The sequence below is a fragment of the Achromobacter sp. SD115 genome, from assembly GCF_017355315.1.
GTDB lineage: Bacteria > Pseudomonadota > Gammaproteobacteria > Burkholderiales > Burkholderiaceae_B > Achromobacter > Achromobacter xylosoxidans_B.
Map to the genome: position 1 here is coordinate 1 of NZ_JADIJM010000040.1, position 20,598 is coordinate 20,598.

20 protein-coding genes are annotated in these 20,598 nt (G+C 68.5%); 11 read left to right on the top strand and 9 right to left on the bottom strand.

What is annotated here, in order from left to right; genetic code table 11:
* Positions 1 to 690 (top strand): N-acetylmuramoyl-L-alanine amidase (locus tag IPU70_RS31780; RefSeq protein ID WP_207473704.1); only part of this gene is annotated, 690 nt, incomplete at its 5' end.
* Positions 691 to 791: 101 nt separating this feature from the next.
* Here the strand turns inward: IPU70_RS31780 and IPU70_RS31785 are convergent.
* Positions 792 to 1,430 carry a VTT domain-containing protein gene (locus IPU70_RS31785; RefSeq protein WP_013391646.1) on the bottom strand — a complete coding sequence of 213 codons (639 nt, stop codon included), beginning with the start codon at positions 1,428 to 1,430 and terminating at the stop codon, positions 792 to 794.
* A gap of 102 nt (positions 1,431 to 1,532) precedes the next feature.
* Here IPU70_RS31785 and mutL point away from each other — a divergent pair, with 102 nt between their 5' ends.
* Entirely contained in the window at positions 1,533 to 3,473 is a 1,941-nt protein-coding gene (gene mutL / locus IPU70_RS31790; protein ID WP_207473705.1) for a DNA mismatch repair endonuclease MutL, read from the top strand.
* Positions 3,474 to 3,475: 2 nt separating this feature from the next.
* Entirely contained in the window at positions 3,476 to 4,444 is a 969-nt protein-coding gene (gene miaA / locus IPU70_RS31795) for a tRNA (adenosine(37)-N6)-dimethylallyltransferase MiaA (RefSeq protein ID WP_207473706.1), read from the top strand.
* Between the two features lie 61 nt (positions 4,445 to 4,505).
* On the opposite strand, the gene purM is transcribed toward miaA, so the two are convergent.
* Positions 4,506 to 5,555 carry a phosphoribosylformylglycinamidine cyclo-ligase gene (gene purM, locus IPU70_RS31800; RefSeq protein WP_207473707.1) on the bottom strand — a complete coding sequence of 350 codons (1,050 nt, stop codon included), beginning with the start codon at positions 5,553 to 5,555 and terminating at the stop codon, positions 4,506 to 4,508.
* Positions 5,556 to 5,981: 426 nt separating this feature from the next.
* On the opposite strand from purM, the gene hda reads away from it, so the two are divergent.
* Genes hda through IPU70_RS31820 form a run of 4 tightly spaced genes read left to right on the top strand, consistent with a single transcriptional unit; the run spans position 5,982 to position 9,235 of the window.
* Positions 5,982 to 6,683 (top strand): DnaA regulatory inactivator Hda, encoded by a 702-nt coding sequence (gene hda / locus IPU70_RS31805; RefSeq protein ID WP_013391642.1) that lies wholly within the window; start codon positions 5,982 to 5,984, stop codon positions 6,681 to 6,683.
* Entirely contained in the window at positions 6,680 to 7,378 is a 699-nt protein-coding gene (locus IPU70_RS31810; RefSeq protein WP_013391641.1) for an HAD family phosphatase, read from the top strand. Before hda ends, IPU70_RS31810 begins: the two co-directional genes overlap by 4 nt.
* A complete protein-coding gene (pcnB, locus tag IPU70_RS31815; protein ID WP_013391640.1) occupies positions 7,379 to 8,743 on the top strand; it encodes a polynucleotide adenylyltransferase PcnB in 1,365 nt (454 codons plus the stop codon).
* 3 nt (positions 8,744 to 8,746) lie between these two features.
* Positions 8,747 to 9,235 carry a 2-amino-4-hydroxy-6-hydroxymethyldihydropteridine diphosphokinase gene (locus tag IPU70_RS31820; RefSeq protein WP_207473708.1) on the top strand — a complete coding sequence of 163 codons (489 nt, stop codon included), beginning with the start codon at positions 8,747 to 8,749 and terminating at the stop codon, positions 9,233 to 9,235.
* Between the two features lie 7 nt (positions 9,236 to 9,242).
* Here the strand turns inward: IPU70_RS31820 and IPU70_RS31825 are convergent, their stop codons facing one another.
* The 4 genes from IPU70_RS31825 to IPU70_RS31840 are packed head-to-tail and all read right to left on the bottom strand — an operon-like array spanning position 9,243 to position 13,022.
* Complete coding sequence (locus IPU70_RS31825; protein WP_207473710.1) at positions 9,243 to 10,139, bottom strand: sugar kinase; 897 nt, start codon at positions 10,137 to 10,139, stop codon at positions 9,243 to 9,245.
* Between the two features lie 32 nt (positions 10,140 to 10,171).
* Positions 10,172 to 11,005, bottom strand: a complete 834-nt coding sequence (locus IPU70_RS31830; RefSeq protein WP_207473712.1) for a CoA ester lyase — start codon at positions 11,003 to 11,005, stop codon at positions 10,172 to 10,174.
* Positions 11,002 to 12,195, bottom strand: coding sequence for a CaiB/BaiF CoA-transferase family protein (locus IPU70_RS31835; protein ID WP_207473715.1), 1,194 nt, complete (start codon positions 12,193 to 12,195; stop codon positions 11,002 to 11,004). The genes IPU70_RS31830 and IPU70_RS31835 overlap by 4 nt, the downstream gene beginning before the upstream one ends.
* Positions 12,192 to 13,022, bottom strand: coding sequence for a MaoC family dehydratase N-terminal domain-containing protein (locus IPU70_RS31840; RefSeq protein WP_207473717.1), 831 nt, complete (start codon positions 13,020 to 13,022; stop codon positions 12,192 to 12,194). Before IPU70_RS31840 ends, IPU70_RS31835 begins: the two co-directional genes overlap by 4 nt.
* 150 nt (positions 13,023 to 13,172) lie before the next feature.
* On the opposite strand from IPU70_RS31840, the gene IPU70_RS31845 reads away from it, so the two are divergent.
* Complete coding sequence (locus tag IPU70_RS31845; protein ID WP_013391634.1) at positions 13,173 to 14,066, top strand: LysR family transcriptional regulator; 894 nt, start codon at positions 13,173 to 13,175, stop codon at positions 14,064 to 14,066.
* Positions 14,067 to 14,082: 16 nt separating this feature from the next.
* Here the strand turns inward: IPU70_RS31845 and paaG are convergent, their stop codons facing one another.
* Genes paaG through IPU70_RS31860 form a run of 3 tightly spaced genes read right to left on the bottom strand, consistent with a single transcriptional unit; the run spans position 14,083 to position 17,242 of the window.
* Positions 14,083 to 14,907 (bottom strand): 2-(1,2-epoxy-1,2-dihydrophenyl)acetyl-CoA isomerase PaaG, encoded by an 825-nt coding sequence (gene paaG / locus IPU70_RS31850; RefSeq protein ID WP_207473719.1) that lies wholly within the window; start codon positions 14,905 to 14,907, stop codon positions 14,083 to 14,085.
* Positions 14,904 to 16,016 carry an acyl-CoA dehydrogenase family protein gene (locus IPU70_RS31855; protein ID WP_207473727.1) on the bottom strand — a complete coding sequence of 371 codons (1,113 nt, stop codon included), beginning with the start codon at positions 16,014 to 16,016 and terminating at the stop codon, positions 14,904 to 14,906. Before IPU70_RS31855 ends, paaG begins: the two co-directional genes overlap by 4 nt.
* Positions 16,017 to 16,051: 35 nt before the next feature.
* Entirely contained in the window at positions 16,052 to 17,242 is a 1,191-nt protein-coding gene (locus tag IPU70_RS31860) for an acyl-CoA dehydrogenase family protein (protein WP_207473736.1), read from the bottom strand.
* A gap of 196 nt (positions 17,243 to 17,438) precedes the next feature.
* Here IPU70_RS31860 and IPU70_RS31865 point away from each other — a divergent pair, with 196 nt between their 5' ends.
* From IPU70_RS31865 to IPU70_RS31875, 3 genes are read left to right on the top strand one after another with little or no spacing between them, the layout of a single operon-like run.
* Positions 17,439 to 17,843 (top strand): Zn-ribbon domain-containing OB-fold protein, encoded by a 405-nt coding sequence (locus IPU70_RS31865; protein WP_207473783.1) that lies wholly within the window; start codon positions 17,439 to 17,441, stop codon positions 17,841 to 17,843.
* On the top strand, positions 17,840 to 19,012 hold the full coding sequence (locus IPU70_RS31870) for a thiolase (RefSeq protein WP_207473738.1): 1,173 nt from the start codon (positions 17,840 to 17,842) through the stop codon (positions 19,010 to 19,012). The genes IPU70_RS31865 and IPU70_RS31870 overlap by 4 nt, the downstream gene beginning before the upstream one ends.
* An 11-nt stretch (positions 19,013 to 19,023) precedes the next feature.
* Positions 19,024 to 20,544 (top strand): class I adenylate-forming enzyme family protein, encoded by a 1,521-nt coding sequence (locus IPU70_RS31875; RefSeq protein WP_207473741.1) that lies wholly within the window; start codon positions 19,024 to 19,026, stop codon positions 20,542 to 20,544.
* The last annotated feature ends 54 nt before the right edge of the window (positions 20,545 to 20,598 follow it).

Consider the following 20,598-nt stretch of genomic DNA (forward strand, 5'->3'; position numbering starts at 1 on the left):
GACCCCGGCCACGGCGGCGAGGACCCGGGCGCCATCGGCAGCAGCGGCCTGCGCGAGAAAGACGTGGTGCTGCGCATCGCCCGGCGCCTGAAGGCGCTGATCGACAGCCAGCCCTACATGCGCGCCTACCTCACGCGCGACGACGATTACTTCGTGCCGCTGCATGTGCGCGTGCAGAAGGCGCGCCGCGTGCATGCCGACCTGTTCATCTCCATCCACGCGGACGCCTGGGTCAAGCCCTCGGCCAACGGCTCGTCGGTGTTCGCGCTGTCGCAGCGCGGCGCCACCAGCGCCCAGGCGCGCTGGATGGCGGACAAGGAAAACGCGGCCGACCTGATCGGCGGCGTCAACCTCGGCAGCCACGACCGCCAGGTGGCCAAGGTGCTGCTGGACCTGTCCACCACCGCGCAGATCAACGATTCGCTCAAGGTCGGCAACGCCTTCCTGGACGAAATCAAGAAGATCAACCGCCTGCACAAGAACAGCGTCGAACAGGCCGGCTTCGCCGTGCTGAAGGCGCCGGACATTCCCTCGGTGCTGGTCGAGACCGCCTTCATCAGCAATCCGCAGGAAGAAGCCCTGCTGCGCAGCACTTCGCACCAGGACAAGCTGGCGCAGGCCATGATGACGGGCATCCAGCGCTACTTCACCGCCAATCCGCCGCTGGCGCGGCTGGGCGACGTGAGCTGACGCGGCGGCAGCCGGACGCATGAACAAAGGGCGTTGCGCTTTACGGCGCAACGCCCTTTTACTTGCCTGTCGCTGGCGCGGCGCCGCGCGCCGCCGCTCTCTCAGGCGCCGCGCCTGGCCTTGATCAGCTTGAACACGCCCGCCCCGATCACCGGCACGATGGCGGCGGCCAGGCCCAGCAGCACGATGGTGTTCAGGTGTTCGCGCACCAGCGGGATATTGCCGAAGAAATAACCCGCGGCCACCAGGCTCACCACCCACAGCAGCGCGCCCAGGATATTGAACAGCTGGAAGCGCGACAGCGGCATGTCGGCCACGCCCGCGACGAAAGGCGCGAAGGTGCGCACCACGGGGATGAAGCGCGACATCACGATGGTCTTGCCGCCGTGCTTCTCATAGAACGCGTGCGTGCGCATCAACGCGCCACGGTCCAGGAAGCGCAGGTTCATCGAAAACACGCGCGGCCCGATATAGCGTCCGATGGCGTAGTTCAGCGTATTGCCGGTGATGGCCGCAACGATCAGCAGTCCCCCCATCAGGAACGGGTCGATGTGCCCGGTGGCGCCGAACGCGCCCGCGATGAACAGCAGCGAATCCCCCGGCAGGAACGGCAACACGACCAGCCCGGTCTCGGCGAAAACGATCAGGAACAGCACCAGGTACACCCACACGCCGTACTGCGCGACCCAGACGCCCAGCGTCTTGTCGATGTGGAGCACCATATTGAAAAATTCGAGCATTGAAGCAACCCTGCCAGCGGAATGGGATATCAGTCCGCGACTATAGCCCACCCGCCCATGACGCTAAAATCATCCACATAGCCATACCTGAACGCCAACCACATGACCGAACGCCGCTCCATTCTTGCGCTTCCCGACCTGCTGATCAGCCAGATCGCCGCCGGCGAGGTGATCGAACGGCCGGCGTCCGTGCTCAAGGAAATCCTTGAAAACGCCATCGACGCCGGCGGGCGCGCCATCGAAGTGCGCCTGGAAGGCGGCGGCATACGCCGCATCGCGGTGACCGATGACGGCGGCGGCATTCCGCCCGAGGAACTGCCGCTGGCGCTGGCGCGCCACGCCACCAGCAAGATCCGCTCCCTGAACGAGCTGGAATCGGTGGCGTCCATGGGGTTCCGCGGCGAAGCCCTGGCCTCCATCGCCTCGGTGGCCCAGGTCACCATCATTTCCCGTACCCGCGACGGCGAGCACGCCTGGCAGATCGATGCCGGCAGCATGCAGGTCAGCCCCGCCTCGGGCCCGCCGGGCACCACCGTCGACGTGCGCCAGCTGTTCGACGCCGTGCCGGCGCGCCGCAAGTTCCTGCGTTCCGAAGCCACCGAATTCGGCCATTGCGTCGACGCCATGGAGCGCATCGCGCTGGCGCACCCGCAGATCGCCTTCCGCCTGTTCCACCATGACCGCGCGCAGCGCCAATGGCTGCCCGCCGAACCGCCGCAGCGCATCCGCGACGTGCTGGGCGCGGAGTTCGCCGAGCACGGCCTGCTGCTGTCGCACTCGGTCGGCACGGTCAGCCTGGCGGGCATGATCACGCGCCCCACTGCGGCCCGCGCGCGCGCGGACCGCCAGTATCTCTACGTCAACGGCCGCTACGTGCGCGACCGCACCGTCAGCCATGCCCTGCGCGCCGCCTACGCGGACGTGCTGCACGGCGATCGCCAGCCCGCCTACGTGCTGTTCCTGGACATCGACCCGGCCGCCGTGGACGTGAACGTGCACCCGGCCAAGCACGAGGTCCGCTTCCGCGACAGCGGCGCGGTGCATCGCTTCGTCTCCCACGCGGTCAGCCAGACGCTGGCGCAGACCGGCGGCGCGTCCGCCGTTGTAGCTCCGGCGCAGAACGACGACGCCGGCTTCGAAACCGTGGCAAGGCCCGTCGCCTCGGCCGAGGGCGCCGCCCCGCAGACCGCGCCCTATGCGCCCGCCAGCCCCATGGCGGACACGCCCAGGCCTGCCTACAACAGCGGCGGCTCATCGTCGTCCTACGGCTTGCGGCCCTCGCCGGCGCCCCAACGTCCACACACCCAGGTCCCGTTCCGCCTGCATGCCGAACCCGCCGGCATCCCGGCCGCCGACTGGCAATCGCTCTACCGGCCGCTCGATGACGACTCGGCCGCCAAGACGGCGCCGCTGCGCGAACCCGCGCCCGCTCCCGCCACCGCCCTGCCCGCCGACGAGGAACATCCGCTGGGCATGGCGCTGGCGCAGCTGCACGGCATCTACATCCTGGCGCAGACGCGCCGCGGCATCGTGCTGGTGGACATGCACGCCGCGCATGAGCGGGTGGTCTACGAACAGCTCAAGCACGCCCTGGACGCGCGCAGCCTGCCGCGCCAGGACCTGCTGGTGCCCGTGGTGTTCCACGCCCAGGAAAAGGACGTGGCGCTGGTCGAGGAATTCGAAGAGCAATTGAACGAACTCGGCTTCGAAATGCGTCCGTCCGGCCCCACCTCGATCGCCGTGCGCTCCGTGCCGGCCATCCTGGCCCGCGGCGACATCGAAACGCTGGCCCGCGCCGTGCTGCGCGATCTCGGCGCGGTGGGCGTTTCCCGCTTGCTGACCGAACAGCGCAATGAACTGCTGTCCACCATGGCCTGCCACGGCTCCGTGCGCGCCAACCGCAAGCTCACCATCGAAGAGATGAACGGCCTGCTGCGCCAGATGGAAGCCACCGAACGCGCCGACCAGTGCAACCACGGCCGCCCGACCTGGATCCAGTGGTCGGTGTCCGACCTGGACAAGCTCTTCCTGCGCGGGCAATAAGTTTGTCGCCGTCCTCCTCCCCCAACGCGGCGCCGCTGGTGATCTGCCTGGCCGGCCCCACCGCGGCCGGCAAAAGCGCCTCCACCCTGGCGCTGGCCGAACGCTGGCCGCTGGAAATCGTCAACGTCGATTCGGCCACGATCTATCGCGGCATGGACATCGGTACGGCCAAGCCCTCGCCAGAAGAACAGGCGTTGGTGCCGCAGCATCTGCTGGACATCCTCGATCCCATCCAGTCGTACTCCGCCGCCGACTTCGTCGCCGATGCGCTGCGCCTGATCGACGAGATCCGCGCACGCGGGCGCATCCCGCTGCTGGCGGGCGGCACCATGATGTACTACAAGGCGCTGCGCGACGGCCTGGACGATCTGCCCCAGGCCGATCCGGCGCTGCGCGCCGAGCTCGAAGCGCGCGCCGCCACCCAGGGCTGGCCCGCGCTGCACGCCGAACTGGCGCTGCTGGACCCGCCCACCGCCGCGCGCCTGGCGCCCAACGACAGCCAGCGCATCCAGCGCGCGCTGGAGATCTGCATGTTGTCCGGCCAGCCCATGTCCGCCCTGCTGCTGCGCAGCCAGCGTCCGCGCGACATGACGGGCAACCAGTACCTCACCATCAGCCTGGAGCCCTCCGACCGCGCCGCGCTGCATGCCCGCATCGAACAGCGGTTTGACGCCATGCTGGAGCGCGGCCTGCTCGAAGAAGTCCGCGCCCTGCGCGCCCGGGGCGACCTGCACACCGGCCTGCCCTCGGTCCGTTGCGTGGGCTACCGGCAGATGTGGTCCCACCTGGATGGCGAGGTCGACCTGGCCACGGCCCGCGAACAGGGCATCGCCGCCACGCGCCAGCTGGCCAAGCGCCAGATCACCTGGCTGCGCGCGCAACCCGAGCGCGTCATCGTCGACTGCCTGGCGGCGGATGCCGTGGCGCAGACCATAGACGCGATGGCCATCGCCCTGGCGGGACGGGCCTAGCCAGCCGCCAGGCACAAAAAAACCGCGCCGTGGCGCGGTTTTTCGTTGCGGAGAGCCAGGCTTACACCACGAAGGTCTGCGCCATGCCTTCCTTCTGCTCGACGATTTCGCCCAGCGTGCTGACGGTCTCGCCCTGCTCGCGCAGCGTGGCCGCGATGGCTTCGGCCTGAGCCGGATCCACCACCAGCACCATGCCGATGCCGCAGTTGAAGACGCGATACATCTCGGTGTCCTCGACCTGGCCCTGCTGTTGCAGCCACTGGAACAGCTTGGGCATTTCCCAGTTGGCGCGGTGCAGCTGGGCCGACAGGCCGGGCTGCAGGATGCGCGGCACGTTGTCCAGCAGGCCGCCGCCCGTGATGTGGGCCAGGCCCTTGATGCCGGTGCCGTGCTTGGCCAGCGCGGCCAGCACCTGCTTCACGTAGATGCGGGTCGGCGCCATGACCACGTCGACCAGCGGCTGGCCGTGGAAATCGTCGTCGGGCTTGGCGTTGGCGCGTTCGAGGATCTTGCGCAGCAGCGAATAGCCGTTGGAATGCGCGCCGCTGGAAGCCAGGCCCAGCACCACGTCGCCCGTCTTGATCGACTGGCCGGTGATGATGGCGGACTTTTCGACCGCGCCCACCGCGAAACCGGCCAGGTCGTACTCGCCGTCCGGATACATGCCCGGCATTTCGGCGGTTTCACCGCCGATCAGCGCGCAGCCCGACAGCTCGCAGCCCTTGGCGATGCCGCCCACCACCGCGGCCGCCGTATCCACCGACAGCTTGCCGCAACCGAAATAGTCCAGGAAGAACAGCGGTTCCGCGCCTTGCACCAGGATGTCGTTGACGCTCATGGCGACCAGGTCGATACCCACGGTGTCGTGGCGGTTCCAGTCGAACGCCAGGCGCAGCTTGGTGCCCACGCCGTCGGTGCCCGAGACCAGCACGGGTTCCTTGTACGACTTCGGCACTTCGAACAGGCCGCCAAAGCCGCCGATACCGGCCAGCACCCCGGGACGCATGGTGCGCGCCGCAAGCGGTTTGATACGGTCGACCAGGGCGTCGCCTGCGTCGATGTCGACACCGGCATCGCGGTAGGTCAGAGGGGCGGTAGGTTGATTCGTCATGAGAAATGCCGTGGGGTATGTAACAATTGCTGGGATTTGGGTGGAACGCCCTGCATTTTACGATGTTGCGGGCGCAAGCAGGGATCGTCCCCGCCGCGGCGCCGTGAAAGCGGTTCGGACCGGGCCCGCCCCGGGCGCGCCCGGTCAGGCCGGCAAGAAGGACGGAATCGGCGCAAACCCAAGCCAGTCCAGGGCCCTGGACGCGACACCGTAACCCGAGGTGGTTTAAAGTGTAGGGTTGGCCGGTATTGATTTTGCCAGTGTATGAGGTTTTGACCCGGAGGTTTTGACCCGGAGGTTTTGACCATAAGGGTTTTAACGACTCCACAGGCATCGGGCCCGGCCAGCCTGTCTTGATTTGCTGTATTGACCCATAGCTGTATTGACCAGTACTACCCGCCTCGTTTCGGCACCCTGTAAGCTTCCATGAACCGCCAGCTGCTGCTCGACGTTCTTCCCGCGCCAGCGCCATCGCTGAACAACTATATCGCCGGCCCCAACGGGGAAGCGCTGGCGGCGGTGCGCGCGCTGATTCCGGGCCGCGCCCTGTACATCTGGGGCGCCGCGGGCTGCGGCCGCACCCATTTGCTGCGCGCGCTGACCGCCCGCCCCGACGCCGTCTATATCGACGCCGAGACGGGCGAAAACATGCTGCGCCGCCTGGCCGAAGCCGATTCCAAGTCGCCCATGCCCAAGTTCGTCGCGGTCGACGACGTGCACCGCATGAACGACAGCCGCCAGGCCGCCCTGTTCGCGCTCTACAACCGCTGGCGCGAATCCGCCGCCACCGGCCGCGCCTTCGCCCTGGCGCTGGCGGGCGACCGCGCCCCGCTGTCGATGCCGCTGCGCGAGGACCTGCGCACGCGCCTGGGCTGGGATCTGGTGTTCCGCCTGGACCCGCTGTCCGACGCCGACAAGCTGGCCGCCCTGTCGGCCCAGGCGGCAGAGCGCGGCATGCACCTGGCGCCCGAAATCATCAACTGGATGCTCACGCACCACGAGCGCGACATCCGCAAGCTGGCGGAGCTGATCGACGCGCTGGACCGTTATTCCCTGGCCACCGGCCGTCCCATCACCCTGCCTCTGTTGCGGGCCATGCTCGCAGACCCTGATTCACAACGCACATGACCTCCCGACGTCTCGCCCTGTTCGACCTGGATCACACCCTGTTGCCGCTGGATAGCGACTACCAATGGGCCGACTATCTGGCACGCACAGGCCGCGCCGGGGATCCCGCCGAAGCCCGCCGCCAGAACGACGATCTGATGGACCGCTACAACCGCGGCGAACTCACGGCCGAGCAGGCCGCCGAGTTCATGCTCGGGCTGCTGGCCGCGCACACGCCCTATGACCTGGCAGCCTGGCACGAAGCCTTCATGGAAGAAGTGATCCGCCCGTCCATGACGCCCGCCGCGCGCGACCTGGTGCAATCGCACCTGGAAGCCGGCGACCTGTGCGCGGTGGTCACGGCCACCAACAGCTTCGTCACCGCCCCCATCGCCCGCGCCTTCGGCGTGCCCCACCTCGTGGCCACCGACGCGGAATACTTGCGCGGACGCTACACCGGCCGCATCCTGGGCACGCCCAGCTTCAAGGAAGGCAAGGTGGTGCGCGTCAACGACTGGCTGGCCGGCATGGGATTGGGGCTTGCGGATTTTTCCGAATCGTTTTTCTATAGCGATTCGGTCAACGATGTACCGCTGCTGGAAAAAGTGACCCGTCCGATCGCCGCCAACCCCAGCCCCACCCTGCGCGGCATCGCCCAGGAACGCGGCTGGCAAGTGATCGACTTGTTCGACCACATGGAAGATTCGAAGTCCTAAATGATCACTGAAACCATAAAAAAATTCGTCGGCCGACTGTTCGCGCCGGCACCCCGGGGGCCGTTGCGCATCGCGCGCGACAAACACGGCATCGACCGCCGCAATGTCTCGCGCCACGCGATCAAGGTCTGCGAGGTGCTGCGCCAGCACGGCTATGACGCCTACATCGTCGGCGGCGCCGTGCGCGACCTGATCGTGGGCCTGGAGCCCAAGGACTTCGACGTGGCCACCAACGCCACGCCCGAGCAGATCCGCCCACTGTTCCGCCGCGCCCGCATTATCGGCCGCCGCTTCCAGCTGGTGCACGTGGTCTTCGGCCAGGAAATCATCGAAACCTCCACCTTCCGCGCACCCGCATCGGAAGACCAGGAGACCGACGAGCACGGCCGCATCCTGCGCGACAACGTGTTCGGTTCGCACGAAGAAGACGCGGCGCGCCGCGACTTCACCATGAACGCGCTCTATTACGACCCGCACAACGAGGAAGTCATCGACTTCCACAACGGCGTGGCCGACCTCAAGAAGCGCCAGGTCCGCATCATCGGCGACCCGGCCAAGCGCTACCGCGAAGATCCGGTCCGCATGCTGCGCGCCGTGCGCTTCGCCGCCAAGCTCAACGGCACGATAGACCCGGCCACGCGCCAGCCCATCAGCACAATGGCCGAGCTCATCGACAACGTGCCGGCCTCGCGCCTGTTCGACGAAATGCTCAAGCTGCTGACCTGCGGCCACGCCATGGACTGCCTGCGCCAGTTGCGCGCCGACGGCCTGCACAAGGGCCTCCTGCCCCTGCTGGACGTGGTGCTGGAGCAACCCGGCGGCGAACACTTCGTGGAACTGGCGCTGGAACGCACCGACGCGCGCGTGCGCTCCGGCAAGACCATCAGCCCCAGCTTCCTGTTCGCCGCGCTGCTGTGGCAGCAGGTCGAGGCGCGCTGGAAGCAGCTGCGGGCGCAGGGCGAACACACCATTCCCGCGCTGTCGCAGGCCGCCGATTCGGTGCTGGATGAACAGACCGAAAAGCTCGCCATCCAGCGCCGCTTCTCGTCGGACATGCGCGAGATCTGGTTCATGCAGCCGCGTTTCGAACGCCGCATGGGCAAGACCATCTACCGCATGATCGAGCAGCCGCGCTTCCGCGCCGCCTGCGACTTCCTGCAACTGCGCGCCGCCGCCGGCGAATTCGATAGCGTGCTGGCGCAATGGTGGATGGACCTGGCCAACGCCGACGACGTCACCCGCAGCGAGATGATCGAAGAAGTGGCCCGCCAGCCGCGCGAAGCCGGCGATGCGCCGGCCGCCGCCCCGCGCAAGCGCCGCCGCCCGCGCCGTTCGCCGTCGCGCGGCACGCCGAGCGCCGACTGAGCCATGTCCACAGCCCTCGTCCGCGCCTATGTCGGTCTGGGCGCCAACCTGGGCGACGGCGCAGCGACCCTGCGCCGCGTCCTGGCCGAACTGCGGGAAACCGACGGCATCGTGGCGGTGACAGCATCGCCGTTCTATCGCACCGCGCCGGTGGAAGCCTCGGGACCGGATTTCACCAATGCCGTGGCGGCGCTGGACACGCGCCTGGCGCCGCTGGCCCTGCTGGACGCGTTGCAGGCGCTGGAAAATCTGCATGGCCGCGAGCGGCCCTACAAGAACGCGCCGCGCACGCTGGACCTGGACCTGCTGCTGTACGGCGACACCGCGCTGGACCACGAACGGCTGGTCTTGCCGCATCCCCGCATGCACCTGCGCGCCTTCGTGCTGATGCCCCTGCGCGACCTGGCTCCCGGGCTGTCGCTGCAAGGCAAGCCCATCGGCGACTGGATCGGCGCGATCCACGACCAGCCGATAGCACGCATCGCGGACTGAGCGAACGCTACGCCTTCGGCGCGTAGGCCATCATCGCGCGCTCCACGTCCTCGACCTGCGGCAGTCCCGCTTCATTGCCCAGGTGCTGGATCTTGTGGGCCGAAGCCGCCCGCGCGAACGTGAAGTGCTCCGCCCAGGGCAGATCCGGCCGGTTCAGGTAAGACCAGACATAAGCACCGTGGAACACGTCGCCGGCTCCTGATGTATCCACGATGCTGGCTGCCGGCACCTCCAGCGCGGGCAGCACCTCCACCGTCCCCGCCTCGTCGTACCAGAGCATGCCGTGCTCGCCCATGGTCACGGCGCCTATGCGGCAGCCGCGAGCCTTCAGCAGATCCAGCAGCCCCTGCGGCGTGAGCCCCAACTGTTCGCACATGCGCTCCGCGCAGACCGCCACGTCGATGTAGCGCAGCAATTCATCGGTATTCTCGCGCACGCCCCCGCCGTCCAGCGAGGTCAGCACGCCAGCCTGCCGGCAGGCCCGCGCGTAATGCAGGGCGGCGTCGGGTTGATGGCCGTCCAGGTGCAGGGCGCGATAGCCGCCGATGTCCAGCCGTGGAAAATCGTTCAGGTAATCCACGTCGCGCGCGCGCACGATGGCGCGCTTGCCGTGATTGGGCATGATGAAAGACAGGGACGAACGGCCCACCTTGCGCGCATGCAGCGATACCCCATGCGCCGCCGCCATGTCCGTGTACATGTGGCCCAGCCAGTCCGAAGCCAGCGAGCAGATCAGATCGGGCGGCGTACCCAGCCGCGCGCAGGCGAACGCGGCCGTTACGGCATTGCCGCCGAAGGACACGGCGTAGTCGCGTGCCACGCTTTTTTCATCGCCCGTGGGCCATTCGTCCGCCAGCACGGTGACGTCGATATAAGTGTGTCCGATGAAGAGCGCTTCGCTCATAGACCTGCCGGAAGGAAGTGATCGGAACCGGCCTAGACGCCGGTGGTTTCGCCCGCCTGCGCCAGCACCAGCCGCGCGCGCGCGATGACGGGCGCGTCGACCATCTTGCCGTCCAGCATGAAGGTGCCGGCCGACGTGTCGCGGTGCGTGGCGATGACGCGGCGCGCCCACGCCAGTTCCTGCGCCGCAGGCACGAAGGCCGCATGGATCACCGGCACCTGCGTGGGATGGATGCACAGCATGCCGCCGAACCCCATCTGCTGTGCGCGAGCCGCGGCGTGCGCCAGCCCGGACTGATCCTGGACGCCCGGGAATACGCCGTCCAGGGCCGGCGCCAGGCCGGCGGCGCGGCTATGCAGCAGCACCTGCACGCGCGCCTGGTCCAGCACCGTTTCAGCGCCCGGCGTATCGGGCGTCAATCCCAAGTCCAGGCCGTAATCCAGGCTGCCGAACGCCAGGCGCTCGACCCCGGGGGTAGCGGCGACTTCGGCAATATTGAGTATGCCCTGGGCGCTTTCCAGGATGGGAATCACACGCAGCCCCGCCTGGACCACGTGGCGCACCTGCGCCAGGCTTTCGGCCTTGGGCAACAGCACGCCGGCCACCCCGGGCTTGCCGCGGCAGGCCTTGAGGTCGTCGTCGTGCCAGGAAGTGGAGGCATCGTTGATCCGCACCCACAGCCGCGCGCCGGGATTCGTCCCCAGGAAATCGCACAGCGCTTCCCGCGCGGAGGCCTTGGCCAGATGCTCCACCGCATCTTCCAGATCGACGATGACGGTGTCGGCCCCGGCGGCCAGCGCCTTGGGAATGCGCTCGGGGCGCGAAGCCGGCACGAACAGCGCGCTACGGACAACGGGATGCGTCACACGACCTCCGATGCATGGAACTGCGCCACCTGATCGGGCGCGTATCCCAATGATGCTAGCACCGCATCGGTGTTTTGGCCCACCGCAGGCACCGCCGCCATGCGCGGCGCGAAGGCATTGCTGCTGGCCGGGGGCAGCAGCGCGGGCAGAACGCCTGCGGGGCTGTCGACCTGGCTCCAGCGGCCGCGGGCCTGCAGCTGCGGGTGCGCCCAGACGCCGGCCATGTCGTTGACGCGCGCGTTGGCGATCTGCGCGTCCTCCAGCCGCTGCGTCACCTGTTCGATGGACAGGTCGGCGAAGGCGGCCACGATCAGCGCGCGCAAGTCGTCGCGATTGGCGGTGCGCAGCGAATTGGAAATGAAGCGCGGGTCTTCCGCCAGTTCCGCCTGACGCAGCACCTGGGCGCAGAACACACGCCACTCGCGCTCGTTTTGCAGACCCAGCATGATGGTGGCGCCGTCGCCCACGGGGAACGGACCGTAGGGATAGATGGACGCATGGGCCGCGCCCGCGCGCACGGGCGGCGTGCCGCCCTCGAACGCGTAGTACATGGGAAATCCCATCCACTCGACCATGCTTTCCAGCATGGAGACGTCCAGGCGGCTGCCCAGGCCCGTTCTCTGCCGCAGCAACAAGGCGTTCAGGATCGCGGAATAGGCGTACATGCCAGCGGAGATGTCGGCAATGGAACAGCCGGCCTTGACCGGATCGTCCTTGGTGCCGGTCACCGACAGGAAGCCGCTTTCGCTCTGGATCAGCAGGTCATAGGCCTTCTTGTCCTGGTAGGGCCCGCCCTCGCCGTAGCCGGAGATGTCGCAGACGATCAGGCGCGGGTACTTTTTGTGCAGGGCATCAAAAGACAGGCCCAGGCGCGCGGCGGCGCCGGGCGCCAGATTCTGCACCAGCACGTCGGCCGTCTCCAGCAGGCGCTCCATCACGCCGTCCGCTTCCTCGCGCTTGAGGTCCAGCGTCAAGCTTTCCTTCGACCGGTTGGTCCAGACGAAATGCGAGGACAGGCCGCGCACGCGCTCGTCGTAGCCGCGGGCAAAGTCGCCGCTACCGGGGCGTTCGATCTTGATGACGCGCGCGCCCATGTCCGCCAGCTGGCGGGTGCAGAACGGCGCGGCAATGGCGTGCTCCAGGCTGACGACGGTGATGCCGTCCAGGGGACGGGGGGCCTCGATGCTCATTCGGTAAACCTCAGTTCAGCTTGGTGGGCCAGCGTGCCGTCCTGCTCGGCCCAGAGCTGGGCCACGCCCGGCTCGGTCAAGCGGCCGGCCACCTGGAAGGGCGTGGGCGCAATCAGCGGGCGCAGGCCGCGATACGACAAATGGGTCAGGCGCGCCTGCGGATGGGCGCGTGCAAAGGCGGCGACCATCTCCGTGGCGATCAGCGGGCCATGCACCACCAGCCCGGGATAGCCCTCGGTCCCGGTCACGTAGGGATGGTCGTAATGGATGCGATGGCCGTTGAAGGTCACCGCCGAATAGCGGAACAGCAGCACCGGCGACGGCTCGACGGTATCGCGCCACTGGGCCTGCGGCGCGGGCTCGCTGCCGCTGAGCTTGGGCGGGGTCGGCTGACGGTAGACGATGTCCTGTTCTTCGTGGATGGCCACTACGCCTTCCTGGCGGAACTCATGCCGCACCGTCACGAACAGCAGCGCGCCGGTGCGCCCCGCTTTTTCCTTGACGTCGATCACGGTGGACTCGCGTTCCGCGGGCACGCCGACCTTCAGCGGCTGGCGGAACTCCACCCGGCCGCCCGCCCACATGCGGTTGCGGTCCTGGGCCGGCGGCAGGAAGCCGCCGCGCGCCGGATGGCCATCCGTCCCCAGCCCGTCCATGTCCACCGTGGAGATGAAGAACGCCCATTGCCACAGCGGCGGCAAGGCATCGCCCTGGGCCGGCGCGGGGCCTCCCAGGGTGGCCGCGATGCGCGCGGCATGACCCGGGTCCATGGCGTCCGTCTTGCGTTCACCGCTGCCGATCCACGCGGCCGGATCTGTAGATGTCATGCCGATATCCTCTGCTGGGGTTTTTACAGACTGAAGCATGCCCGCAAGCCGTCCCGCTTGTGAATTCGTTTTTGCTCAAGGCGGGGTTTGCGGCGCCTGAATCGGGCGTCCGCCTCCCGGCCCGCCGTCGCGCGCCGTAATATATGGCCCATGCACTTCGACCTCGCCGACCTCCGCCTGTTCATCCACATCGCCGAATCTCCCAGCCTGACCCAGGCGGCCAAGCGGGCCCACCTGTCCCTGGCGGCCGTCAGCGTGCGCATCAAGGCGCTGGAGAACCAGCTCAATACCCGCCTGCTGTACCGCGACAGCCGCGGCGTGGAAATCACGCCTGCGGGCCAGAAGCTGCTGCAGCACGCGCGAGTCATCATGCGCCAGGTGGACCACCTGAAACATGACTTCCAGGAACAGGCCGACGGCGACGCCGGCCACATCCGCATCTTCGCCAACACCACGGCGGTCACGGAGTTCATGCCGGATATCCTGGCGCAATTCCTGTCCGCCCACCCCGGCGTCACCGTGGACCTGCAGGAACGCCTGACCCGCGATATCGTGCGCGGCGTGCTGGACGGCACCACCGACCTGGGCATCGTGGCCGGCCCGGTGGACGCCCCCGATTTGCAGACCATCCACTTCAGCACCGACAAGCTGGTGCTGGTGGTGCCCAACGGCCATCCGCTGCAGGACCAGGAAAAGATCAAGCTGGCCGAGGCGGTGCGCTATCCCTTCATCACCATGCACGAAGGCTCCACCCTGGTCGCCTTCCTGCGCGACCAGCTGGACCAGGTCGGCCAGCGCCTGCCTCAGCGCATCCAGCTCTACAGCTTCGATTCCATCTGCCGGATGGTGCAGGCAGGCGTGGGCATCGGCGTCATCCCCGACTCCGCGGCGCGGCGCTATGGCGCCGACATGAAACTGCGCGTGGTCGAGCTGGACGAACCCTGGGTGGTGCGCGAACGCAAGCTGCTGGTGCGCGACATCGACGCCCTGCCGGGCTGCGCGCGCGAACTCATCGAACAGATCCAGGCGCCGCGGGCGCCCTGAAGGCCGCCCGCAAGCCTCAGGTGCCGGTGAATGCCGGCGGGCGCTTTTGCGCGAACGCCCGCATGCCTTCCAGGTAGTCGTCGGTGTAGCCCAGTTCGCGCTGCAAGCGGCATTCGAGGTCGAACTGCTGCGCCAGCGTATTGCCGCTGGAAGCGTGCAGCGCGGCCTTGGTGGCCGCATAGGCGCGGGTAGGACCGGCCGCCAGCGTATCGTTGACTTCCGCCAGCGTGTCCGCCAGCGCCGTGTCCGGCACCACGCGCCAGATCAGCCCCCATGCTTCCGCCTGCCGGGCGCTGAGCGCTTCGCCAAACAGCGCCGCGCCCATGGCCCGGGCGGAGCCCACCAGCCGCGGCAGGAACCAGGTGCCGCCGGCATCCGGCAGCAAGCCGATCTTGCTGAAGGCCTGGATGAAGCGCGCCGACTCCACCGCGAACACCACGTCGCAGGCCAGCGCCAGGCTGGCGCCCGCCCCGGCCGCGACGCCGTTCATCACGCACACCACGGGTACGGGCAAGGCGCGCAGCCGGGTGATCAGGGGCCGATAGCATTTTTCCAGGATCAGGCTCAGATCGCGGCGCTCGCCGTCCTCGGCCGGCTTGCGCTCGCCGAGATCCTGGCCGGCGCAAAAGCCCCGCCCCGCGCCGGTGATGACCAGCCCGCGCAGGCCGCTGTCGGACTCCATCACGTCCAGCGCTCGCGCCAGTTCGGCATGCATCACTTCCGTGAAGCTGTTCAGCCGGTCGGGCCGGTTCAGCGTGATGACGCCCACGCCCCGTTCCAGCGTGAAACGGATCTGGGTGTAACCGCCGCTGTCGGCAGGCGTTGCAGCCGCCGCGCTCATGCCAGTTCCTCCAGCACAGCCAGTTGTTCGGCGGTATCGCCCAGCAACTGGTCCACCACGGTGAGCCGCTTGAAGTAGTCGCCCACGTCCAGTTCGTCGGTCATGCCCATGCCGCCATGCAGCTGCACCGCCATCTGCGCTACCAGGCGGCCGGCGCGCGCGGCCTCCAGCTTGGCTGACGCGATCATGCGGCGGCGCTGCGCGGCGTCGGTTTCGGTCAGGGCCGCCACCGCCACATAGGCCATGGACAAAGCCAGTTCCTTGGCCACCAGCATCTCCGCCAGGCGATGTTGCAAAGCCTGGAACGAGGCCAGCGGCTGGCCGAACTGCTTGCGCGCCTTGAGATAGTCGACGGTGATCTCCAGCAGCCGCTCCATCGCGCCCGCCGCATGCGCGCACAGCGCGGCCGTGCCCCACTGCAGCGCCTGGGCCAGGGCCTCGTCCGCGGCGGCGCCTTCGGCCAGCAAGGCGTCGGGCGGCAGACTGACCGCCTTCAGCTCCAGCCGGGCGCAGCGCGCGCCGTCCAGCGTGGGCGTATCGGTGAGCTGCGCGCCCGCCGTGTCGGCCGGCACCGCCAGCAGCAAGGCCTGGCCGTCATCGCCGCGCGCGCTGACCAGCCATGCCGTGGCCGCGGCGCCGTGCCAGACCAGATGCTTGACGCCGTCCAGGCGCCAGCCTTCGGCGGTCTTGGCGGCGCGGCAATCGCGCGGATCGGCGTCATAGCGGCGGCCGGGTTCCTGGTACGCCACGCTGACGATGGCGTCGCCCGAGGCAATGGCCGGCAGCCACAGGCCGCGCGCCTCGCCGCCGCAGGCGTCCAGCAGCGCCGCGCCCATGACCGCGCTGGGGATGACCGGCTCGGACACCAGCCCGCGGCCCAGTTCCACATGCACCGGCAGCAGGCTGGCCGGCACTTCGCCGAACCCGCCGAAATCCTGCGGAATGGTCAGGCCCAGCACGCCCAGTTCGGCCAGCGCGGCCCAGGCGTCGGCATCCAGCTTGCCCGCGGCCTGGCGGGCGCGGCGGCGCGCGTGCGTCCATTCCTGGTCCACCAGGCGCCGCAGGCTGTCGGCCAGCATGCGCTGTTCTTCGGTATAGATGAAATCCATGCGTCGTCTTCCTGTCGGGTTGCGCGAGACCGGGCCTACAGGCCCAGCACCAGGCGGGCGATGATGCCCTTCTGCACTTCGGTGGTGCCGCCGTAGATCGAGGTCTTGCGCATATCGGCATAGCCCGCGCCGGCCGCGGCCGCCATCTCCGGCCCGGGACCGCTGAAGCCGTTGCCGGCCTCCAGCCAGTCGGGGTCATAGGGCCAGGCATCCGGCCCCGCCACCTCCATTTGCAACATCGCCAGGTCCTGCTGGATCTCGGAGCCGCGGATCTTCAACACCGAGGCTTCCGGCCCCGGCGTGCCGTCGTTGCTGGACGCCACGCGCAGCAGCAGCATTTCCAGGGCCATGATGTCGACCTCGACGCGCGAAATGCGGTCGCGGAACCGGCTGTCCGACAGCAGCGGCTTGCCGCGGGAACTCGCGTCCGCGGCCATGCGTTTGAGGATGCCCAGTTCGCGGTGGCAATGGCCCAGGCCCGCGATGCCGGTGCGCTCGTGGCCCAGCAGATACTTGGCGTAGGTCCAGCCCTGGTTCTCCACGCCCACCAGATTGGCCGCCGGCACGCGCACGTTCTCCAGCCAGACCTCGTTCACGTCGTGTCCGCCGTCCAGCGTGCGGATCGGGCGCACGGTCACGCCCGGCGTACGCATGTCCAGCAGCAGCATCGAAATACCGCGCTGCGCACGGGCCTCGGGGTCGGTGCGGACCAGGCAGAACATCCAGTCGGCGTACTGCGCCAGGGTGGTCCAGGTCTTCTGGCCGTTGACGATGTAGTCGTCGCCATCGCGCACCGCGCGGGTCGAGAGCGAGGCAAGGTCGGACCCCGAGCCGGGCTCGGAATAGCCCTGGCACCACCAGTCCTCGACGCGGATGATGCGCGGCAAGAGGCTGGCCTGCTGTTCGGCGCTGCCGTACTTCATCAGGACCGGACCGATCATGGACAAGCCGAAGGGCAACAGGCGCGGCGCGCCAGCCTTGAAGCATTCCACCTCGAAGATCAAACGCTGCAAGGCGTTCCAGCCGGTGCCGCCATGTTCGACGGGCCAGTTCGGCGCGCCCCAGCCCTGGTCGGCCAGGATGTTGTGCCAGCGCACATAGTCGTCGCGCTCCAGCCGCTGGTGCCGCAGCACCTTGTCGCGGATGTCCCGCGGCAGCTTGTCCGTGGCAAAGGCGCGCACTTCTTCGCGGAATAGCCGCTCTTGCGGCGTCCAGGTCAGGTTCATGGTCGGGCTCCTTTTCCGGTATCTAGCCACGGCCCGGCGCGCCGGACAATCTGCCTCTTCCGAAGACGGGCTTCGCGCTGGACATAGGGCGCCGCACTACGGGCCGGCAGAAGGCCAGCTTCAGCAATGAAGAATGGCCGAACCCGCCGCCAGTGCCGACACTTGCAAGCGTCATCCACTGGAACCCGTAGGCATCATGACCGTTCCCGATCACCAGGCCGCCGCGCCGCAAGGCGTCGAAGCGCAGTACCGCCAGGCGCTGGACCAAGGCCGCTTCCTCATCCAGCATTGCGCCGGCTGTGACCGCGCGGTGTTCTATCCCCGCATGATCTGCCCCCATTGCGGCGCGGACAAGCTCGCCTGGACCGCGCCCGACGGGCGCGGCGAGGTCTACTCCACCACCGTGGTGCACCGCAAGCCCGAGGCGGGCGGCGACTACAACGTGGCGCTGATCGACCTGCGGGAAGGCGTCAGGCTGATGAGCCGGGTGGAAGGCGTGGCGCCCGACGCCGTGCATATCGGCATGGCGGTGCGCGCGCAGGTAACGCAGCAGGCCGGTCACGGCCTGGTGGTCTTCGTTCCCAACAAGGAGACGCCATGACGCTGAACGATCTGCGCGGCGCCGTGGCGGTGGCGGGCGTGGGCCACGCGGGCCTGGGCCAGGCCACCGGCTACACCGAAATGGAAATCCTGGTGCAGGCCGCGCAGCGCGCGGTCGCGGACGCCGGCCTCTCCATGCGCGACATCGACGGCATCTGCACCGCCAGCGTGGCCGCGCCCATGTGGGCCATGCCGGTGATCGAACATCTGGGCATCCGTCCGACATTCATCGACAGCACCATGCTGGGCGGCTCCAGCTTCGTCGCGCACCTGCTGCCGGCGCTGCATGCGCTGGCCTCCGGCCAGTGCAACGCGGTGCTGGTCTGCTACGGCAGCACGCAGCGCACCTCCACCCTGAGCCGCGCCGAGATCGGTCGGGTCCGCAAGCAGTTCGATCCGCAGCCCTACGAAACGCCTTATGAGCCACTGAGCCCCCTGTCGTCCTATGCCTTGGCCGCCGCGCGCCATATGCATCAGTACGGCACGCGCCGCGAGCACCTGGCGCAGGTGGCGCTGGCCGCCAACCAATGGGCCCAGCTGAACCCCGAAGCGCAATTGCGCGAGCCCGCCACGCTGGACCAGATTCTCTCGGCCCGCATGGTGTCCGACCCGCTCAGCGTGCGCGACTGCTGCCTGGTCACCGACGGCGCGGGCGCCTACGTACTGGTGCGCGCCGAGCGCGCCCGCGACCTGCCGCGCCCGCCGGTCTACGTGCTGGGCAACGCCACCGCGGTCTGGAACCGCCAGATCTCATCCATGGAAGACCTGACCGTGACCGCCGCCGCCGAATCCGGCAAACGGGCCTTCGACATGGCAGGCGTGGCGCCCAAGGACATCGACGTGGTGGAGCTGTACGACGCCTTCACCATCAACACCCTGCTGTTCCTGGAAGACCTGGGCTTCTGCGCCAAGGGCGAAAGCAAGGATTTCATCGCCGGAGGCGCCATCGCTCCGGGCGGCACGCTGCCGGTCAACACCAACGGCGGCGGGCTGTGCTGCGTGCATCCCGGCATGTACGGCGTCTTCATCATGATCGAGGCCGTCCGCCAACTGCGCCGCGAATGCGGCGTGCGCCAGGTCGCCGACGCGCACCTGGCCCTGGTGCACGGCAACGGCGGCACCCTGTCCAGCCAATCCACGGCCATCCTGGGCACCCAGGCCACGCTTTGAACGACGCAACCATGTCTCCGGCAGCCCCTCTTACCCGCATCCATCAATTGCTGGCCCAGCAGGCCGGGCAACGGCCCGACGCCACCTTCCTGCACGAGGAAGGCGGCGGCAAGCTGAGCTACGCGCAGTTCTGGCGCCGCGTGCAAGCCGCGGCCGCCTGGCTGGAAAGCCAGGGCGTGCGTCCGGGACACCGCGTCCTGATCGCGGGTGAAAACTGCGCGGCCATGATCGCCGCGTTGTTCGCCTGCAGCGTGGCGGGCGCCTGGCCGGTGGGCGTCAATGCGCGCCTGTCCACGCGCGAGATCGACGCCATCCGCAGCCATGCGCAGCCTGAACTGCTGCTCTACACCAGCGGCATCTCGCCCGCCGCCGCGGCTCACGCCGAACACGCGGGCGCCGCTGACGCCGATCCGGACGTCTGGGGACCAGGCGTGCAGGCTGCCAGGGCGGACGGCCCCACGCAGGCCGAGACAGGAGATACGGCCGCTGAAGTGGCCACCGTGATCTACACGTCCGGCACCACGGGCGCGCCCAAGGGCGTCCTGGTGCCGCATCGCGGCCTGCTGCATTTCGCGCGCGTCTCCGCGGCCTCGCGCCGCCTGACGCCGCAGGACATCGGCTACGCCGCGTTGCCCATGTCGCACATCTTCGGCATCGCCACCGTGCTGATGGCCACGGTGCATGCCGGCGCCAGCCTGGTGCTGCGCAGCCGCTTCGACGCCGCGGACGCTTTCAAGGCCCTGGCCCATCCCGGCGTCAGCATCCTCCAAGGCGTGCCGACCATGTTCAGCCGCATGATGGCCGTGGCGCCGCCGCGCGCGGAACTGCGGGCGCCGGCCCTGCGCTATCTGTACACGGGCGGCGCCGCATTGGACCCCACGCTCAAGCGCGACGCCGAGCGCTATTTCGGCGTCGCCATGCATCACGGCTACGGCATCACCGAATACGCGGGCTCCATGTTCGTCACCCGCATCGATGCGCCGCGCGGCGACTGCTCGGCCGGCCACGCGGTCGAAGGCGTGGAGATGCGCATCGGCAGTCCGGACAGCGGCACGCCCGCGCCCGGCGAGCGCGGCGACATCCTGATCCGCGGCCCGGGCGTCATGCTGGGCTACTACCGCAGCCCTGAACAGACCGCGCAGGCGCTGCTGCCCGGCGGCTGGCTCAACACCGGCGACATCGGCTACGTCGACGAGCACGGCGCGCTGTACATCGCGGGCCGCTCCAAGGACCTGATCATCCGCTCCGGCTTCAACGTCTATCCGCTGGAAGTCGAATCGGTCATCAACGCCTTCCCCGGCGTGCGCCTGTCGGCCGTGGTGGGCCGCGCCACCGCCGACCAGAACGAGGAAGTCATCGCCTTCGTCGAGCCCCTGCCCGGCGCCACGGTGGACACCAACCTGCTGATGCTGCATCTGCGCGCGCAACTGGCGCCGTACAAGCGGCCCGCCCGCATCATCCCCATCGACACCATTCCCACGACCGTCAGCGGCAAGATCCTCAAGCAGCCGCTGAAAGAAAGGCTGGCGTAGCCGCGGCCCCGCTGTTCCGCTGCACGACCCGCCACTTACCCACAAGGAGACAAC

Coding starts and splice junctions, on each gene's coding strand:
- IPU70_RS31820 (WP_207473708.1), top strand. CDS start 8,747: ATGTCCACAGCCCTCGTCCGCGCCTATGTCGGTCTGGGCGCCAACCTG.
- IPU70_RS31785 (WP_013391646.1), bottom strand. CDS start 1,430: ATGCTCGAATTTTTCAATATGGTGCTCCACATCGACAAGACGCTGGGC.
- mutL (WP_207473705.1), top strand. CDS start 1,533: ATGACCGAACGCCGCTCCATTCTTGCGCTTCCCGACCTGCTGATCAGC.
- IPU70_RS31875 (WP_207473741.1), top strand. CDS start 19,024: ATGTCTCCGGCAGCCCCTCTTACCCGCATCCATCAATTGCTGGCCCAG.
- IPU70_RS31840 (WP_207473717.1), bottom strand. CDS start 13,022: ATGACATCTACAGATCCGGCCGCGTGGATCGGCAGCGGTGAACGCAAG.
- IPU70_RS31855 (WP_207473727.1), bottom strand. CDS start 16,016: ATGGATTTCATCTATACCGAAGAACAGCGCATGCTGGCCGACAGCCTG.
- IPU70_RS31835 (WP_207473715.1), bottom strand. CDS start 12,195: ATGAGCATCGAGGCCCCCCGTCCCCTGGACGGCATCACCGTCGTCAGC.
- paaG (WP_207473719.1), bottom strand. CDS start 14,907: ATGAGCGCGGCGGCTGCAACGCCTGCCGACAGCGGCGGTTACACCCAG.
- IPU70_RS31845 (WP_013391634.1), top strand. CDS start 13,173: ATGCACTTCGACCTCGCCGACCTCCGCCTGTTCATCCACATCGCCGAA.
- pcnB (WP_013391640.1), top strand. CDS start 7,379: ATGATCACTGAAACCATAAAAAAATTCGTCGGCCGACTGTTCGCGCCG.
- IPU70_RS31870 (WP_207473738.1), top strand. CDS start 17,840: ATGACGCTGAACGATCTGCGCGGCGCCGTGGCGGTGGCGGGCGTGGGC.
- IPU70_RS31810 (WP_013391641.1), top strand. CDS start 6,680: ATGACCTCCCGACGTCTCGCCCTGTTCGACCTGGATCACACCCTGTTG.
- purM (WP_207473707.1), bottom strand. CDS start 5,555: ATGACGAATCAACCTACCGCCCCTCTGACCTACCGCGATGCCGGTGTC.
- IPU70_RS31825 (WP_207473710.1), bottom strand. CDS start 10,139: ATGAGCGAAGCGCTCTTCATCGGACACACTTATATCGACGTCACCGTG.
- IPU70_RS31865 (WP_207473783.1), top strand. CDS start 17,439: ATGACCGTTCCCGATCACCAGGCCGCCGCGCCGCAAGGCGTCGAAGCG.
- hda (WP_013391642.1), top strand. CDS start 5,982: ATGAACCGCCAGCTGCTGCTCGACGTTCTTCCCGCGCCAGCGCCATCG.
- IPU70_RS31860 (WP_207473736.1), bottom strand. CDS start 17,242: ATGAACCTGACCTGGACGCCGCAAGAGCGGCTATTCCGCGAAGAAGTG.